This window comes from Christiangramia crocea, from assembly GCF_022410465.1.
In the GTDB taxonomy this organism is placed as follows: Bacteria; Bacteroidota; Bacteroidia; order Flavobacteriales; family Flavobacteriaceae; genus Christiangramia; species Christiangramia crocea.
In genome coordinates this window covers 13,438-31,401 of the sequence record NZ_JAJSON010000001.1, presented here as the reverse complement: position 1 = coordinate 31,401, position 17,964 = coordinate 13,438, and the positions used below count along the sequence as shown (strand labels likewise).

Below are 17,964 nucleotides of genomic sequence, written 5' to 3'. Positions count from 1 at the left end.
AATGTTTCATGTTCCCAAATATGTAGAGGAAAGTAATCACCTTTTTAAATTAATACGTATTTCTTTATTCCTGTCTACTAAAATTTCTCCATCTTTATATTGAAGTTCGGTCACCTGGATTGAGCTTCTCCTTGTTTTATAATTATCCACTTCCTTATTTTCCCGTGTCCTCTCTGGATGGGTGAAGTAGAACACAAACGCCCGATCTCCTTTCACCACCACATCCGGATGTCCTCCCTTCACCTTATCATCTTTCCCGGAGCCTGGTTCTTTTAGAATATTTCGCTGCTGCTTTTCCCAGTTTTCAAAATCTTCTGAATGGTAAACACTTAGACCATCCCAACTATCCAGTATCAACCAATTCTTTCCTTTCCATGTAAAAATTTTCGCACCTTCTCCCCTGTCACCAATTACCTTTTTTCCACTGTCCTGCCAATGGTACAGGTCTTCACTATCCGCATAATAAATGGACTTTCCATCATTCTCATTGTTATAGTACATACGCCAGCTCCCATCAGGCAACCTAAAAACACTGGCATCAATAACCCTTTCTGAAGAAAGTTCCAAACTCGATTCATAATTCCAATTAAGCAGATCTTCACTTGTAAAATGAGCTATGCTTCGTGGATGATACCAATCTTCAAAAACCCCTGGCACGATAGTAAGATACATATGATACCTTCCGTTGTGTTCAATTACATCTGGCGCCCAGTAAGTAACTTCAGAATCTTCCAGGAGGGGATAATTGATATTTGCCGTTCCCCTATAATCCCAGGTGGCTCCACCATTTTCCGATTCTGCAATTCCTATTTTTGTTCCATGTACCCAACTCACTCCCGGCAAGGTGTCAGCTGTGGCGCGGCGATTTGTATAGAACATAAAATGTTTTTCTTCTGCGGGGTTCCAGATCACAACCGGATCTGCAGCACCGTCAAAAACCGGATCGCGGTATAAGGGTTTTTCAGCCAGGTTTCCAGATTTATTTTCCTGGGCCATAACAGGCATAAAGAATAAGGCCAGTAAGAAAAAAGTCAGAAAATAAGGACCTTTTCCCGAATATATTATATTTGTTTCCACACTTATTTTATCAAGTCCCATAATCTCCTGTAGTTATATTGCGTATTGTTTGCTCTTCCAGGCCTTTACTACCTAATATTTCCATATTTCCAGAATCTTTAATTCTAAGCACTGGTGCCCCTTTAGCTTTTTGAGCATCTACATTAAATAATTCTACTTCATCAACATCATCAAAAATTAGCGCTGGCCTTGTTTCTTCTCCTAAATGGTAAATATTGATATTGTGCATTTCAATATTTTGTGCGTGTCTTATGAAAAAACCATAAGAAGGCATAATTCCCATTTTTGCTGGTTCGGGGTAGGTTTCAATATGTTCAGGAACCACTTTCTGTATTTGAGTTTTTGCAGAATCAAGTGGTTTGTACCAGATATTAATATTACTGAAACGCACATCCTTAATTTTATGGTTAGGAACTCCACTCACAATGCTGGAAAAATGCGAATCGGCATTATAAACATTGATGTTGCTAATATTTACTCTTCTTAATTCTCCAATACTTGTATTCTCGGGCCCACGCATTCTTCCAGCCAAACGAAGGAAAAACGGAGAATTTGTAAGATCCCGCATGGTAATATTATTTATGGTAACATCCTCAAGCAAACCTCCATCCACTGTCTCCAGAGCTAGACCCCGTGAGTGGTCAAAAACACAATTGCTGATACTGATATTTTTGAACCCGCCGTTGGATTCGGTTCCAAATTTAATTCTACCCGTTGGTCCCTCCTGATCCGGTACCAGGTGCCCTTCTTCAGTTTTAAAAGTACCGTCAATTAATGTTCCTACATCATACCCTGAAACCTGGCAATTGGTTATGGTTACATTTTCAGTAGCTCTGGCGTAGCCTAACGCAAAGGAACTTTTTAGTACAATTGCATCGTCGTTAGGAGAATTCACCGTACAGTTGGAAATTCTAACATTTTTACACACATCTACATCTATCCCATCCCGGTTCGTGTCAATTTTAAGATTATCAATTGTAAAATTATCCACCCCGGTGGCGAGTATTCCGAAATGGCCGCCTTTAATGATGGTAAAATCCTTCAGAACTACATTTGTACAAAGCTTCAGGGCAATGGCTTTATTTCCTCCACCTTCCCACATCAGATTTCCCGCCGGAATTCCTTTTTCATCCCATCTCTGATAATCATAAAACCCCCGGCTTAAATTTTCCCCAAGAATAGTTCCGGGACCGGAAATAGTAATATTGTTAAGGTCTTCTCCCCAAATAAGACTATTTCTCCAGTAACTATGCCCGTAATCCTGATATTCATTCCCTGCACCTGTTCCTGGATCATCATAAACTCCTCCATCATTCTTCCCTGCCGCCTTTAAAACAGCTCCGGCTTCCAGGTAAAGATGGATGTTACTTTTTAATCTAATGGAGTAACTAAGATAAGTGCCTGCTGGAAAGTAAACCATACCACCACCATCCTCTGCCGCTGCCATAATGGCTTTATTAATTGCTTCAGTATCCAGCGTTTTACCATCTCCTGCAGCTCCATAATCCTTGATGTTGTGTTTTTCTGTAGCAAAACTTAGCATTGAGGTAAGTACAATAAAAAGACAAAGGAAATAATGTTTCATATTTTGAGGAATTCTTCTACTTATATTCATTCAGTATCTTTTAAATATTTATTTATTAGGAAACTTAGACCATAATCTTGTTTAGTCCATATGGAATAACATTTTCAAGGGTCTTTCAACCGGGGAGTTATCCGGATTGGTTTCCATGATATCGGCCATATAATCCCACCATTTTCTCAATACCGGTTCGTCAAAAAGTTTATCTACTTCAGCATCTGCTTTAATTTTTTGTACTGCAAAAAGCGTTAAAGTCTCTTCATCAAGAAAAATACTGTAATCATAAATGCCTTTTTCCGCAAGAAGCCGGCTTAATTCCGGCCAGATTGCATCGTGCCTTTTTTTATATTCTTTTTCAAAACCCGGGAGGAGTTTCATTTTAAAAGCTTTGGATTCCATTCTTTAAATTTAAATTTTACTGGGATATGTTCTTTGCAACCATTCTTCAGGAACAGGCACTATTACAATATTCATTGATCTCCCATCTTCAGAAAGCATGGCAGACTGAATCTGTATTTTTGTACCATCCGGTTTAAAAGTTGGATGAAGATGATCTGCTGCGGTTTGTTTATGACCAGTGGTAAGCATTTTCATTTCCCTATTATTCCTGTCTATAAGATAAAGACTTCTGGAAAAATCGTCACCTACTGCCCATCTGCCATCGGGTGAACCATGTACATGCCACAATCCACTCCCTTTGGAAGTTTGCCCGGCAATGACCATTTCCCTGGTTCTCAGATTAACAATTGCAAGACCTGTAGGTTTTTCCCTGGTTCCGGAGGGTCCCCAGCTTGTTTCCTGTCCGGGATTTTCCGGATTTCTAACTGCAGTGCTGGTAGTTGCTTCTTCAAGAGGATGTTCTTCAATATCAACATCTCTGTGCCCCATAATGGCCATGGCCACTTCATCTTTAGAAATAACCGCTTCATGAGTTACCCATTCATAATCGGCTTCAGGATAAAGGGGACGTAAGCCAGTACCATCTGCCATAACCTTCCATGTTCTTTGTGGTGATTTCCCACCAGTCTCCCAGGAAAATACTATTTCTCCCGGGTTCCATAGATTTGCCTGGATATGTCCTACCTGAAAAGGCACTGAAACTACATGTTGAATCTCGCCGGTGTTAACGTTCATTTTGGCAATTCCCCCAGGACCTGCCCCCATATTACGCGGACCAAAATTTTCTTCTATGGTAACATCCGGATCCAGATGTTTTTCCGCTTCTTCCTTACCTACCCTGAAATAGACCCAGTTTTCATCTGCATCCAGAGCCATATCTCCACCTGCCCCCATCTCTTCAGGAGTGATGCCGCAAACTCTCTGGTATGTTTCGGCAGATTTCATTTTACATGCCTCACTATCGGCAAAAAGCCCGGCTAAATCGGTTTCTATTATTTCAAGAGAACGTTTGCTGCGCCAATTTCCGTCCCACTCTCCAACTGGCCGCATATAATATAATTTCATAGAATTTTGAGCAATATTCAGCATTCCGGAATATCCTCCTTCTGTAACCTGTACCAGATCCCCTGTTTTTTCGTTCACTGCCATTGCTTCCCCTTTAACTCTATTAGAGCGAAAAATAAGCCAATTGCCATCAGCTGTCCATTGTGGATGTGTTGGATATATTTTGGAATCACCTGCCGGCGTACTGGTCAAAAAAATTAATTCAGTTCCGGTGACCGGATCTTTAACTATTTTTCTTTCCGAAGGAAATCTTTTTCCAATTTGTGCTGATACCGGAAAAATTGTAAATACTGAAATTATAGTAATTATGACGAAGCTGAATTTCATTTCTCTAGTTTTACCGTTATTAATCTAATTTTAATTAATATCTAATCAACTTCGTTATGCTGATCCAGTGCCCGGTATGTTCCAAAAACAATACAGACGAAAAAAGGATTAAGTGAAGCCTTTAAAATTTTCACTTATTTACTTTAAGCTGAAGTGAACTGTCGTTTATTTCAAAATCGTTTGCTTTTAACAGGTTTATCATCTCCGCTCCGGCAAGCAAAACAGGACCATAACCGTGAGCGGCATATTTATTTATTGGGCGATAGTAGTAAAAAGCCGGATCAAACCCCATTCCTGTTCCAACACAGGTACCTTCAACCTGGCCTTGTTCATTTACCTTTGTAGAAACTGCATTCCAGGCTAAGATAGCCATAGGTGAATAAGACATTTTATCTATATAGCCACGATTGATAGATCTGAGTATGGAATAGGCGAAAATAGCGGTAGCTGAAGTTTCCAGGTATGTGTCATTCCTGTCGATAAGTTGATGCCAGAATCCCGTTCCGTCCTGATATTTAGACAAACCTTTTACGTGAGCCTGTAGCTGGCTCAATACATAGTCATACCCCGAATGATCTTTTGGCAGCACTTCCAGTAATTCCACAATAGCCATAATTGCCCAGCCATTGGCTCTTCCCCAGTGAAACTGAGGTCTTTCTTCCATTGCCTGCACCCATCCGTGCATGTATAAACCTTTATCTTCATTAAACATTCTTTCAGAGAATTGCTTAACCTGTTTTACAGCATCATCAAAATATTTCTTATTTCCGGTCCGTTTTCCCATTTGTGCAAGAGCAGGCACACTCATAAACAAATCGTCAAGCCATAAGGTATTATCCTGCGGCCTGTTTCTTGCCAGGGTCCCATCTTCAAAACGGAATTGTTTGTTACTTATATAATCTATGAAATTCTCAATGACCGGGTCTAAATTTGCATTTAGTCCCTGGATTTGCGCCTTAATCATAGCCGCACAAATCGCACCTGAATCATCCAAAGCTCCCGGCTGCAAAACGGAATGGACCGGAGAACTTTTAAAGGATTTACCTCTGTGCTGGTTAGCTATCTCTGCAATTAATGATACTCTATCGTATGTATACTCTTTAAAATAGTCTTTGCCGGTAGCCTCTCCAGCAAGTAACATTCCTGCATAAGTGACTCCCCATTCATAACTTGTTAAACGGAAAGATGCTGGCGCAAATGCTATATTCCCATCCAGATTTTTAAAATCTTTAACCTCAGAGCTATCTTTTAAACTAATTACACCTGCAGGAGTAGCTTTGTCCAAAAACTTGTAAACCCTGTCCAGCACCTCCTTGACCTCTACTATTTCCGGTGCACTATAGAGTGTAGGATAATCCGGTTTTAAAAGATGTAATGGGGTATTTGCATCAGTAACCTGACCATTAACATTATATGATACCAGAAAAAATACCCCGGCAAACAATAACAGAAACTGCTTATATTTCATCATTTTTATTTTAGGTTATTATAAAAGTTTAGTAAGATACTTGTCTAACATTAGAAATCTGTCCCGTTCTATCCTGTGTTATTTCACTACAACATCCCAAACTTTAGATTTTCGGGACTCTCCTTCTGGACCTTTTACGATAAGTACTACCACATATTTTCCGCCTTTTTCATAGGTATGAATAGGATTCTTTTCAGTTGAAGTCCGGCCATCACCGAAAGCCCATTCCCAAGATGTTATCTCTCCATGAGATTTGTCAAAAAAGGCTACCTGTCGCCGGCTCATATTTAAAATCTTAAAAGACCAGTCTGCTAATAGATCAGCTTGAAATTGAGCTTCCAGTGGCATTAACTGAAAAGGTAAAGCATAGGATGCATTGCCATACATAGTATGCTCTTTTGAAAGATTCCAGAAACCATTGTTAGACTTTTTCTCCACATCATCGTAATCGATCACTGCCCAGGACAGACCAATGTTTTTATTTTCCTTCAGAATAGATTTTACGGCACGGGAAGGGTCATTGCCGGCATAATCAAAAGGGGTGATCCAAAATTCAAGAATTAGCTTCCCATTTCCACCAGCCTCAAAATCATAAGAGTAAGCCGCATTGGAATAGGGTAAATCTTTTATCCATGGCTGACTGCCCCAAACCATTGTCCAGTCTTTTCCTTTTGCGGGGGTGAAAATATGATAATTCTGAGCATGTACTCCGTGGAAAGAATAAAAGGCATCCATGATATCCATGTTTCTATTCGGATGAAAACGATCAATAAATGGTCCACCGGACTGGTCGCCATCTACAATTACTTCAAAAGTATCATTATGAAGTCCTGGCAGCGAAAAATCCCAATAATCATCATAAGCTTCGTAAAGAAAGTATAACCTGTTCAATCCTTTAACCCAACCTACGGTTACCTGTACAGCCAGATTAGAAGAATCAACTTCTTTATGCTTTCCGCTATCTTCCCAAAGCTCATCCATACCAACTATATAACTGGCAGGAACTATATCCCAGTCTTTTGTATCTCCATTAATTGCTGGAATTTTATCGACTGGAAACTGGAAAATTTTGAAGCTTCTGTTATCTTGTGACCAGCTGGTTAACGAGTAGAGAAAGAATAAAAGCAGGTAATAAGATTTATTTGACAGTATCTTCTCTTTTAGTGTTAGCAGGCTAATCATCATATGCTTAAATTTATTTTTGATTTATAGAAAATACCTTGAAATCATCAATTTTCTGATGCGACTGTACGGTTCTAAAACCAAAGTAACCTTCGGTTAAGGGATCTTTATCAAGGTAGGAGAGGTATTCTTCGCCGTTCACAAAAACTTTTGTAACACCGTCCAACACCAAAATCTGAACAAAATAAGACTTGTTTGGTTCAAGCAAATATTTCTCAGTTTTCAAATCGTGAATTAATTCACGTTCCCCGTCACCATGATACTTCCTGAACCTGGTTGTCGAATTTCTATTTCCTCCTATTCCGGCATAGTACATTCTTAAAGAATCATATTCTCTAAACGAGCCGGAGCGGGTAAATAGATTTTTATTGCCGAGATCTTTGGCCATCCAGAACTGATTAAGATCTGAAAGCCTGTCATTTTCCCCATTATTAATAATCACTGTTCTATCGTATTGAATAAGAATATTCGGGGAATCAATTTTTTCATGAAACCAAACAGTTGCTCCACCGCCAACATCAATAATCAACCTGTCATTTTCTGTAAAAACTTCAGAATTGCCGACCGATTCCTTTTCCACCACCCATTTATCCAATCCATTTTCAAAAGAATCCTGGTAAAGCAGACTATTTTTTTCCACGTTAAAACTTCCCAGCTTCACAAGGTTTTGGGACTTACAGGAAACAAAAAAGCAAACTACACTCAAACAAAATATCCAGATATATCTTCTCATCCCTTTCATCCTAATTAACCTCCACTTCTATTTCCGAAGAAATCTGATTTACGGTTTTCAGGACATATTCTTCAAAAAATTCAGAATCGGCAAATCGTTCTTCCTGGCTTAATTCCCAGCCGGCTATGACGTAATATTCAACGGGTTTACCATTCTCTATATTCAATTTTGCCAGATAAGAGTCGGTTAATTTACCTTCTTTTGGTGCTTCTGTATAACCAGTATAATTTCCTTTCGGAAGAATTAGAGCGAGCCCTAAAATCCACTCCCGCTCATAAGTTTGATGGTCATGAGTTAAAAGGGCTACCCAATCATCATTTATCTCAACCTCTTTCACGGGGTTTTGATTATTAATACTAACCATTCCAACAGCCAGCTTTTCCTCTCCTTTTAAACCAGAAACGCTTACAGAGTTTTTAAAGCCATAAATCCCCGGCCATATTGTGGTTAATTCTTCAACATCATAGGAGTTACCACCTGCAGACCAGTCCTCATAATTGTACTTAAGAACTGATTTTACAGGTCCTTCTTCCTGGATTTTGAAATCTGTTTTTTCGACATTACTAACCGTATCGGTCACTAATGCACCCAGCCGTCTAACCGTATCATTAACGAATAAACCAAACCCGCCAACACCAACTGAATTCCCTACTGCCAGGATATCCCGTCCCCAATCTTCCATCACATGGTAATTATCTTCAACTGCGCCTTCCTCATTAATGCCTACATCTTCTGGAGAAATATCGGATATTTTTTTTCCAAAAATATCCTTGGAAAATCTTCCATCAAGGTATTGCCTGAACCCAACCTTATCATTTTCCCATGTAGGACCATCTGTTTGATACTTCTGAAATCCTTGTTTTTCCGGCATTTCATCTTTAGTAAGGCTGGTTTCGGTAGCTGGCATTACTTTCTCATCTTTCGAATCTCTTTTTCCAAATCTAGCACTGGTTTTAACCTCGTATTCCGGCTCTTCATCAACCCATTCCAATTGAAGATTTTTAGTCTCTTCAGGAGCAAAGTCGGTAACCAGGAAAATTTCATCCCAATTGTTATCCCCATCATTATCAGATAACTGAATCGGAATTCTTTTACCCTGAAAGCTCAAAACCGGAAACCGGGAAGAATCTTCAATTTTTAGCTGAGATCGTTGAATTACAACTGGCTTACTGGATAAGGTATCTGGAGACAGGTTTTTCAATATTACCTCTTTAGATTCTGCTACTCTATTTTTTCCCTCCTGATCTTTACATTGAATTGAAATTATGCAAATAAGCAGAATTACAACTATTGTTGTTTTTTTCATTGTTAATAATCTTTATTTTCAGTTTAATACATATTATTATTCAGAATCTTTGAACCGGGGATGATCTTCTGGAAACTGATCTCCCACAAGCTCTAAAAGTTGAATGGCATTCAAAGACCATTGTGCAGTGTTATTTGTAGATACACCTTTCACCTCATCAACCGGTTCAAGACTTTCCGGTTCATCGTATATTGTGGAATTAAAAGTAGTATAATCACCCCAAGGATTGTCCGCGAGAAAAGTCTCCCATGCTCTTCGGGCATATTTTTCATTGCCAGTTTTACTATAATAATAGGCAGCAAGTCTGGAGTACCATGGTGCGACGTCTCCCAATTTAACTTCACGATTAAATTCCTTTTTTACTTCTACAACTGGTGCACCGTACAATTTACTAAATTGCAACCACAATTCGCTCCATTTCTTATTTTCAAGCAGCGGCGTTAATTCATAAGCGATCTCTGGCCCACCCATTAAAACAGATAAATGTGATTCTCCAATATGATCTGGTTCCAATTGATACAATTTTGCACTTTCCGGGTCATAACCGAACGCACCTTCTTTTCCTGAAAAGAATCCATATGGCATTTTTGAAAAACTCTCTACTCCCGTTAAAATCTTATCCCGGTATTTATTATCTCCAGTACGTTCCCATTCTGTCATCCAATTACCTACAAGGGCCAGCCAATCGGGCCCCACTCTTGCATGTGTAGGGTACTCACTTTTGTCCAAAATCAACCGTAGCGGATCAAGTTCTCCTATAGCATTGTTTGAAGCTTCTACTGATTCCCTCATCAAATCTCCGGTTCGTTCATCTGTGGTGAGATAATAATAAAACCTGCCAAGCGCGGCCTGAGCTATCCTAACTTCCTTAGCTCCTCCTCCCCAGTGCAGTACATTATGTCTTGATCCTAATCCTTTAAATGGGCCGGCGTGATAAACATCTACTTCGCCAGTATGTCTTGTCATGGCCTCAGCCATGCGGAAGACATCTTGCTTTCCTGTTCTTAAGTATTGATACCACAACCACATATTGGGCATTAATTCAGTATTATCCCAGGCATAACCACCCATGTCGTATTTCCATTCATGACGATCTTCATCATAACCATGCATTACATCCCCATAATCCCAGAAGCCGTACCAGTTACGTTGTTCCACCTGGGCCTGGTAAAAATCAAAAGCTTTTTTCAACTGATTCTCAAGCCATATTTTGCCTTTTGATGAGTGATCTGGCAAACTCCATGCTCCAAAAACAGGGATACTATGAATATATTGGGGAGAGGCAGTTAACAACGGTGGATTATTCCCCATTTTGGCAATGGCATTTAATTTTTCCAAAGAAGGTACTTCCGGAGTTGCAAAGAGTAAAAGCTCACTCGTTCTTGCAATCCCTTCCGGAGTGCTATGCCCGGGTTGCACATCTTCATAACTGGCTTCTAGAGAATGCCCCCACGCAAGTGTATCATATGGCCTTAAGTCCATTGCCGGACCTTCGGGAGACCAAAGCCAGGCCCTAATTTCGGCTTTATCAGTTTTGAGATTTCTTACCTCAAGAGCACTGGGGTAAGATTGCCAGAAATTCCTAATAGTAACAGCAAGCCCTCCTGAAACATCTCCTGCAAATACGAGTCCTCGGGATCTTTCACCAGCACCTGCATCTATCCAGGAACTTTGATCATTAGTTCTTTTTTTTATAACAAAACCTTCGGCGTTGTTCTGCACCAGCTTGAAGTCGTTCCAAGATGCCCAATGATCTAGCAGGATTTGTTTCCGTTCTGAAAATTCATCCCTATTAGGCAATCGCTTCCCTTTAAGCTGCTTCTCATAGAGATTTGTACTATCCTGATACAGTTTGACCCTACCATTTACAGGTTGCGCTGGCTCATCCCAGAAACCTTTATTATCACCTGAAAATCGAACGTGCCTGTTATGAATTTCTTCATCCAAAGGTAATTCAAAGCTTACACCAAGACCCCGAATAAAATCATTATACTGGTCTCCATCATAGATAATTGTGTGAACCATTTTTACCGATTCCAGACCGGAATAAAAATAAAGCCTCACAACGAATGGCAGCCAACTTTCCCCGTTCTCACCTTCATGATTTCCTTCAATTTTCAGGACAGCACGAACAGGTCCGCTTTGCTCAACAGAGACCTTTGAAATTTCTCCTATATATTTCTTTAGAACTGGTGGAGTTCCAATTTCTACATCAGGACCTTCCTGCTTAATACAGATTAAACGTCCTCCCGAACTTATTTTTTTATTTTTTACGAAAATAGATTCAATCATCCTGTCGCCTTTTTTTTGAATCATAAATTCCGAAACTCCTGTATCAATTATAAAGTTTGTGGGATTCTCCTGAACCTGCAATGTCTTTTTAGCAGTACCATGATGTTTACTGGCCAACTCCAGTCTCAGATCATCGTCCCCAGCCTGAACAACAGAAGCAAAGCCTACCCACTTTAAAGATCCATCTGGCCAGTATGCCAGATCCCAAGATTGTATTGGAAGTTCACTCCCTTTAGGATCTTTCAAACTAAAAGAATCTCCGGTTTTTACAATTCCTTTATTAAAAGGAACTCCCCAGCTTACTCCTGTAGCCATTGCCGAGGTATCCTCCCCTAACCAATCTAATTTTACAACAGGGGCTTCCTGTGAATAGGTATTTTGAAAAGCTCCAAAAACAAGTATACCCAAAACAAATTTTAGAAGTAAAGGAATGGAGATATCATTTTTCATATGTTAGAGATTGAGTTAAGACTATTTCTTTTCTTGAGGGTGTAAAGGCACCAACATGATATCATTATCTGTAAAATAACTTGAATTGATAAGTACCCATCTACCATCTGGGCTTACGGACTGATGCATATGAGCTTCTTCGGAGAAGGGACTTTTACTTAACAATCTGTGACCCTGTGTAAGTAGAGTAACATCTGAAGTGTCATTTGCATTTATACGGAATAATCTGCCATCAAAAGTATCACCAGCGATCCATTTACCATCTTTAGTAGCACTGGTATGCCAGTAACCACCTCCATCAGTTTGCCCGTGAAACTTTAAATCACCATTTCGTAAATTCAGGGAAAAAATACCCGTTCTGTTTTTTTTAAGCCGGTCCAGATGCCCCATCACGTTAAAAGCCACATGATCTGGTCCCATGAAAACTTCATGAGTAACCCAATCGGATTCAGATTCCTCGAAAAGTGGCCTGTTATTAATCTCACCGTTTTCACCTACACTTAAGTACCATATCCTTTGTGGCGAATCACCTCCTGTTTCCCAGCAATACATCATTTCACCCGATACATAAGGGTTAGCCTGCAGGTGACCTATGCGAAAAGGTACTTCTTTTAATTTTATGGTTTTTCCAGAACTGAACTCAGTACTGTAAATGGCCGAAGTATTTTCATCAATTCTGGTAGAATAAAAGACCCTATCTTCTTCAGCATCCAATCCTATTCCTGAGGGATCTATATCTAGCGGTATACTGGCAATAATTTTCTCATATTCTCCGGGCAGACCCACCGATTGTTTTTCACTATCCGCCAGCAAGCGATCCAGATCCAGTTCTATAATATTATTATTATCAATGAAATAAGCATTCCCACTTTTCCAGCCTAAATGGAAACTCCTGGATCTATCACCGGTTGTGATCTGGACGATCTCATAATCATCCATAGATATGGCATAATACTGACGGCCCCTGCCTTCACGGGCAGTCCTATTTGAAGAAAACACAATATATCTTCCATCTGACGTCCATTGTGGATGCGTTTGATACATTTTGGAACTACTATGCCTGGAGGTAGTAAGCGCATTTATTTTGACTCCTGTAGCCTTATCTTCATAAGTGAAATTCTCTGAAGGAAAACGTTGTCCAAAGATATCCTCACCTGCCATATCAAAAGTATGGTCTACATTAGCCCTCGAAGAATAATCCCTTCCTTCCACCGTTTGGGCAGAGCTAAGCTGAATGCAGGAAAAAATAAAGATCACCAAACATATATTTTTACTTCTAGATAAAAAAGCCTTGTAAATTTTACTAATTATTTTTTTTGATATCATGATTCTTATTTTTCAATAAAAAAGGGCCATGATAATCCACAGCCCCTTTTCACAATTCAACTAAACTATATTAAACTAATTCAAGAAATTTAGTAGCCAGGATTCTGTTCTAAGTTAGGGTTGGCATTTATAGCTCTTTGTGGTATTGGGTATAAAGTTCTAAAAGGCTCTGAAGCTGGTTTCCATTCCCAGGCTTCAGTGAATTCCCCAAACCTTATCAGGTCTCTTCTTCTGGTCATCTCAAATGCTAATTCCCTATTTCTTTCTTCAAGAATATCTTCCAGGGTAATTGAAGTAAAAGCTTCAGCATTACTTCGTTCTCTAACCATATTAACATATGCTTTGGCACCTTCAAGATCTCCCTGGCGCGCCATAGCTTCAGCTTTGATTAAAAGAATATCCGCATATCTGATAAAAGCAATATCATTACCTGCGTTTCCTCCCTGAGTGTTAGGGTCTATCTGCCATTTAATCCATTTTATACCAGCATTCATTGGCTGGCTTCTAATACCGGTAGCTGGAATTATCTCATAAGGCACCGGTCCTTCAGTAGAAACTCCTGGCACATATAATGCAGAATTATTATCAGGAACAATTCTTTCTACCATTACCGTTTCTCCATTTCGAGGGTCAATCAAGGGACCATAGCCTATAAATACATCTTTTCTTACATCCTGATCTGTATAGGCGTTATAGATAGATGGTCTTGTAGCAAATCCGTTTTGCGGTGTATAAGGCAATCCAAATAGACCTCCAGAAATTCCCGGAAGTACTTTTTGAACCAGCGGGTGTCCAATCCCTCCAGCCACTTCCGGAGTATAAACTGCACCGAAAATGAATTCAGCATTATTTTGATTATCAGGTACAAAATTATCAAAGAAGTTAGGTAAAAGACTGTAGGAACCTGAGTTTATAACTTTATCGGCATATTCTTCTGCCTCGGCGTACATTGGAGTACCGGTATATACTTCAGCATTCAGGTAAATTGTCGCCAATAAAGACCAGGCTGCTTCTTTAGTTAATCTTCCATAATAATCACTTCCGGCTTCAGATTTTGAAGGAAGTGCTTCGGCAGCTGCCTTGAGTTCTGAAGTTACGAATTCAAAAACTTCAGTACGGGAGTTTTGTGTTGGTAAATTTAGAGGGTCAACTTTTGGTTCTGTAAATATTGGTACGTTCCCAAAAAGATCCATTAGAAAAAAGTAGGCATATGCTCTTAAAGCTCTTAGTTCCCCTATAGGCCCTGTAACGTCTAAAGAAGAATCCTCTAAAGAGCTTAGAAGCGCATTTGTTTGCCCCACTGTTTCAAAAAAGGTATCCCAGGTACCTGATATATATGCGTGATCGGGGTTCCAGTCATGTTCCATAAGCTGCCAGAAATTATCACCTCCCCACCAGCCTTGGATCTTTGCCTGCACAACAACCTGATCTGCTGACAATTCGAGGGTACGGTATTCCACTCCCATTCCGGTAATACCCGCAAAATTTCGATATATTCCAGAAAGAGATGATAATACTTGAAAATCATTAGAGTAAAAACTTTCTGGTGTGTAGATTGAATAGGTTTCCTCCTCAAGAGAACAAGAACCTAGAACGAGCATGGCCATACTCAGGGCCGCGATCACCTTTATTCTAAATTTAGTTTTAATTGCTTTCATAATCTCTTCAATATTTTATTAAAATGTTACACTACCTCCAATTAAATATGTGGTAGGTCTTGGATAAGCCAGATAATCTACTCCAACCGCTCTTGTATTAACCTCAGGATCATACCCGGAATAATCGGTTATCACAAAAAGGTTTTTACCGGTAACATAAATTCTAGCTTTTTTCAACAGAGAGATATTCTCAGTTTTAAAAGTATATCCCACACTCAGATTATCCAGTCTTAGATAGCTTCCATCCTCTAACCATCTGGAAGAAAACTCTGCCTGTTCGTCTCTGCTTAATCCATTCGTAAGGGCCGATTCAAGTACATTAAGGCCGGGTGCTGAAACTGGATATGAAAATTCTGCAGCCGTATTATTATAAATATCATTTCCTAATACCCCACGAATATTTACAGCGGCATCAAATTGTTTATATCTGAAATTATTATTAAATCCATAAACGAGATCGGGGTTTGCATTTCCTATAACAAGAAGATCTGCTTCACCATCTCCGTCTTCGTCAAGAAAGGTTTCCATTCCCTCACTATCCAATCCAGTAAACTTTCTTCCGTAAAATGATCCGATAGGTAATCCTGGTCTAATAATCTGGATCCCAGTTTGAAAACCAACTACACCAGAACCATCTACTGTTCTGATTTCATCTCTTTGAAAGTTTTCATTAGAAAGACTAATTACCTCATTTTCGTTGGTTGAAAAGTTCAAATTAGAAGTCCAAGAAAAATTATCTGATTCAACAATGTCTCCGGTTACTCCAAATTCAAAACCTTTATTTTCTACTTCACCAACGTTCGCCCATTGAGAAGAAACCACAGATGGAGCAGCTGTAGAAAAGTTCAGTAATAAATTATCTGTTTTCTTTTGATAATAATCCATAGTACCTGTTAGCCTCTGATCGAAAAATCCGAAATCAACACCGACATTTAATTGACTGGTTTCTTCCCATTGTAAATTGGGGTTTGCATAATTAGTAGGCAATACACTAGGAATAGCTTGACCTCCAAAAACATACACGCTGGATCCAGCAATAGAAAGTTGCTCTCTATATAAATTATTAGGTATCTCCTGGTTACCAGTTATACCATAACCCAATCTGAATTTAAGATTACTAACTTTACTGTCCTCCATAAATTCTTCATTTGAAATATTATATGCAAAGGCTCCAGAAGGAAATGTACCCCAACGGTTATTTGGTCCAAACCTGCTTGAACCATCTCTCCTTAAAGTAAAAGTAAGAAGGTATCTATCTTTTAGTTTATAGTTAACCCTCCCATAATAAGATGCCAATCTGTTTGCGTCTTTAAAAGATGTATTCGCCAGTGTGTTTCCTGATTGAATTAAATTCCATTTTGTTGCTGTGGAAACAAACTGATTCGCCTGAGTAAATGTGTTTTCATTCTGAAACCTTTGAAAGGAATAACCCACCAACATACTTAGATAATTATCCTCATTGATTTGTTTGTCATAATTAAGTGTAGTCTCAATTAATGCAGTGGTATTTTTAAATTTACTGATTGAGGCCCGACCTCCTTCAGATTCTGCAGAAGGATGAGTTTCAGGTGCAAGAGTATATCTATCTACTCTTTCATTAGAGTATCCTAGATTTAACCCAAATGTCAGGTCTTCGATTATATCAAATTTCACATCTGTATTACCTATAAAATAATCAGTCTTGTTAAGGTCTTCCACTTCTACCCAGGAAACCGGGTTAATCCTCAATTCCCCTACCTGATAAAAACTACCGTCGTCATTGTATACCGGTAGGGTTGGCGCCCATCTTAAGGCATCTTTTAAAATATTCCCACCTTCATTATTTATACTTGATGAAATGGCAACCTTATCATCAATAAGATTAGCATAAGTCATGTTAACCCCTATTCGAAGTCTTCCGTCTAAAGCCCTATGAGTACCGTTAAATCTTCCAGTATATTTTTCCAGTTCATTCGAAAGAATGACACCTTCTTGAGAAGTATATCCAAAAGAAGCCCTGAATTTTGTAGTCTGCGACCCGCCAGAGAAAGAAAGATTATGATTCTGCGTAAAAGCCGACCTGAATATTTCTTCCTGCCAGTTTGTATTAGCTCCAAGGTCAGGATATGGTTCATTAATACTTTCGGCATAATTCCTATACTGCTCTGCAGATAAGAATGGTAAGGTTTCCCTCACATTTGCCACCCCGAAATAGTTATCATAGGAAAGTGTTTCATCAAGTCCCTCCTTATTTTTTGTAGTTATAATAATAACTCCATTTGCACCCCTTGAACCGTAAATTGCAGTTGCAGAAGCATCTTTCAAAACATCTATACTTTGAATATCTGCAGGGTTTATAATATTTAACGGGTTTGCAACTTCATTAGAGAATGCAGTAGTTCCGCCCTGAGGACCCAATTGCACCGTGTTATTGGCACTCCCGAACTGCAAAGGAACCCCATCTACTACGTATAAAGGATTATTACCAGCAGAAATAGAACTAATACCTCTAATTCTCACTGTTGAACCAGATCCAGGCTGCCCACTATTCTGAACGATATTGACCCCTGTTACTTTACCTTGTAAAATTTGTTCTGGTGCAACGGGTGGTGCATCCTGAATACTTTCAGCACCAATAGAAGATATAGCACCCGTTACATCACTCCTTCTTTGCGTACCATAACCTATCACCACCACTTCATCCAATTCACTACCATCTTGCAAGGTCACGTTAACAGTTGATCGGTTATTCACAGGTTCTTCAAGGGTTTGAAATCCGATAAAAGAAAAAACCAGAACCTGTGTTGCATCTGCTTCGAGATTAATTGAATAATTTCCATCAAAATCGGTAACCACACCGTTGGAAGTCCCTTTTTGAATAACGTTCACTCCAGGTAAAGGAACTCCATCAGCAGAAATGACTGTTCCAGTCACTGTGCTCTCCTGAGCATATCCGCTTAAGAAAAAGACCATGGTGAGAAAACACGCCAAAGTCTTAAAAGAAATCTTGTTTTGATTCATAATTTAATTTTTAGTTAGCCTTTCCAATTTTATTAATTCTCTATTAACACTTTTTTAGCCAGGTCCTTATATACGATGTGAAGTCTATTCTAATCGAAA

At 39.2% G+C, this 17,964-nt stretch carries 12 protein-coding genes; all 12 read right to left on the bottom strand.

The window, feature by feature from the left end:
• Nucleotides 1-36 precede the first annotated feature (36 nt).
• The 12 genes from LU635_RS00100 to LU635_RS00045 all read right to left on the bottom strand — a co-directional run bounded on the left by LU635_RS00100 (nucleotide 37) and on the right by LU635_RS00045 (nucleotide 17,865).
• On the bottom strand, nucleotides 37-1,098 hold the full coding sequence (locus LU635_RS00100) for a family 43 glycosylhydrolase (RefSeq protein ID WP_240095152.1): 1,062 nt from the start codon (nucleotides 1,096-1,098) through the stop codon (nucleotides 37-39).
• Nucleotides 1,088-2,662 carry a rhamnogalacturonidase gene (locus LU635_RS00095; protein WP_279343840.1) on the bottom strand — a complete coding sequence of 525 codons (1,575 nt, stop codon included), beginning with the start codon at nucleotides 2,660-2,662 and terminating at the stop codon, nucleotides 1,088-1,090. Before LU635_RS00095 ends, LU635_RS00100 begins: the two co-directional genes overlap by 11 nt.
• 81 nt (nucleotides 2,663-2,743) lie before the next feature.
• Complete coding sequence (gene rhaM / locus LU635_RS00090) at nucleotides 2,744-3,058, bottom strand: L-rhamnose mutarotase (protein WP_240095151.1); 315 nt, start codon at nucleotides 3,056-3,058, stop codon at nucleotides 2,744-2,746.
• A 9-nt stretch (nucleotides 3,059-3,067) separates the two neighbouring features.
• The gene (locus tag LU635_RS00085; protein WP_240095150.1) at nucleotides 3,068-4,450 is read right to left on the bottom strand and encodes a TolB-like translocation protein; all 1,383 of its coding nucleotides are present in this window, start codon (nucleotides 4,448-4,450) and stop codon (nucleotides 3,068-3,070) included.
• A gap of 130 nt (nucleotides 4,451-4,580) precedes the next feature.
• Nucleotides 4,581-5,921, bottom strand: coding sequence for a glycoside hydrolase family 88/105 protein (locus LU635_RS00080; protein ID WP_240095149.1), 1,341 nt, complete (start codon nucleotides 5,919-5,921; stop codon nucleotides 4,581-4,583).
• Nucleotides 5,922-5,996: 75 nt separating this feature from the next.
• Nucleotides 5,997-7,103: a PKD domain-containing protein gene (locus LU635_RS00075; protein ID WP_240095148.1), complete on the bottom strand. Its 1,107-nt coding sequence runs from the start codon at nucleotides 7,101-7,103 to the stop codon at nucleotides 5,997-5,999.
• Between the two features lie 10 nt (nucleotides 7,104-7,113).
• A complete protein-coding gene (locus tag LU635_RS00070; protein WP_240095147.1) occupies nucleotides 7,114-7,833 on the bottom strand; it encodes a DUF6250 domain-containing protein in 720 nt (239 codons plus the stop codon).
• Between the two features lie 10 nt (nucleotides 7,834-7,843).
• The gene (locus tag LU635_RS00065; protein ID WP_240095146.1) at nucleotides 7,844-9,139 is read right to left on the bottom strand and encodes a DUF4861 domain-containing protein; all 1,296 of its coding nucleotides are present in this window, start codon (nucleotides 9,137-9,139) and stop codon (nucleotides 7,844-7,846) included.
• A 36-nt stretch (nucleotides 9,140-9,175) separates the two neighbouring features.
• Entirely contained in the window at nucleotides 9,176-11,881 is a 2,706-nt protein-coding gene (locus LU635_RS00060) for an exo-rhamnogalacturonan lyase family protein (RefSeq protein WP_240095145.1), read from the bottom strand.
• A 21-nt stretch (nucleotides 11,882-11,902) separates the two neighbouring features.
• Nucleotides 11,903-13,138, bottom strand: coding sequence for a TolB-like translocation protein (locus LU635_RS00055; RefSeq protein ID WP_240095144.1), 1,236 nt, complete (start codon nucleotides 13,136-13,138; stop codon nucleotides 11,903-11,905).
• Between the two features lie 158 nt (nucleotides 13,139-13,296).
• Nucleotides 13,297-14,865, bottom strand: a complete 1,569-nt coding sequence (locus LU635_RS00050) for a RagB/SusD family nutrient uptake outer membrane protein (protein WP_240095143.1) — start codon at nucleotides 14,863-14,865, stop codon at nucleotides 13,297-13,299.
• Nucleotides 14,866-14,883: 18 nt separating this feature from the next.
• Nucleotides 14,884-17,865, bottom strand: a complete 2,982-nt coding sequence (locus LU635_RS00045; protein ID WP_240095142.1) for a SusC/RagA family TonB-linked outer membrane protein — start codon at nucleotides 17,863-17,865, stop codon at nucleotides 14,884-14,886.
• Nucleotides 17,866-17,964: the final 99 nt, after the last annotated feature.

Coding starts and splice junctions, on each gene's coding strand:
- LU635_RS00100 (WP_240095152.1), bottom strand. CDS start 1,098: ATGGGACTTGATAAAATAAGTGTGGAAACAAATATAATATATTCGGGA.
- LU635_RS00095 (WP_279343840.1), bottom strand. CDS start 2,662: ATGAAACATTATTTCCTTTGTCTTTTTATTGTACTTACCTCAATGCTA.
- rhaM (WP_240095151.1), bottom strand. CDS start 3,058: ATGGAATCCAAAGCTTTTAAAATGAAACTCCTCCCGGGTTTTGAAAAA.
- LU635_RS00085 (WP_240095150.1), bottom strand. CDS start 4,450: ATGAAATTCAGCTTCGTCATAATTACTATAATTTCAGTATTTACAATT.
- LU635_RS00080 (WP_240095149.1), bottom strand. CDS start 5,921: ATGATGAAATATAAGCAGTTTCTGTTATTGTTTGCCGGGGTATTTTTT.
- LU635_RS00075 (WP_240095148.1), bottom strand. CDS start 7,103: ATGATGATTAGCCTGCTAACACTAAAAGAGAAGATACTGTCAAATAAA.
- LU635_RS00070 (WP_240095147.1), bottom strand. CDS start 7,833: ATGAGAAGATATATCTGGATATTTTGTTTGAGTGTAGTTTGCTTTTTT.
- LU635_RS00065 (WP_240095146.1), bottom strand. CDS start 9,139: ATGAAAAAAACAACAATAGTTGTAATTCTGCTTATTTGCATAATTTCA.
- LU635_RS00060 (WP_240095145.1), bottom strand. CDS start 11,881: ATGAAAAATGATATCTCCATTCCTTTACTTCTAAAATTTGTTTTGGGT.
- LU635_RS00050 (WP_240095143.1), bottom strand. CDS start 14,865: ATGAAAGCAATTAAAACTAAATTTAGAATAAAGGTGATCGCGGCCCTG.
- LU635_RS00045 (WP_240095142.1), bottom strand. CDS start 17,865: ATGAATCAAAACAAGATTTCTTTTAAGACTTTGGCGTGTTTTCTCACC.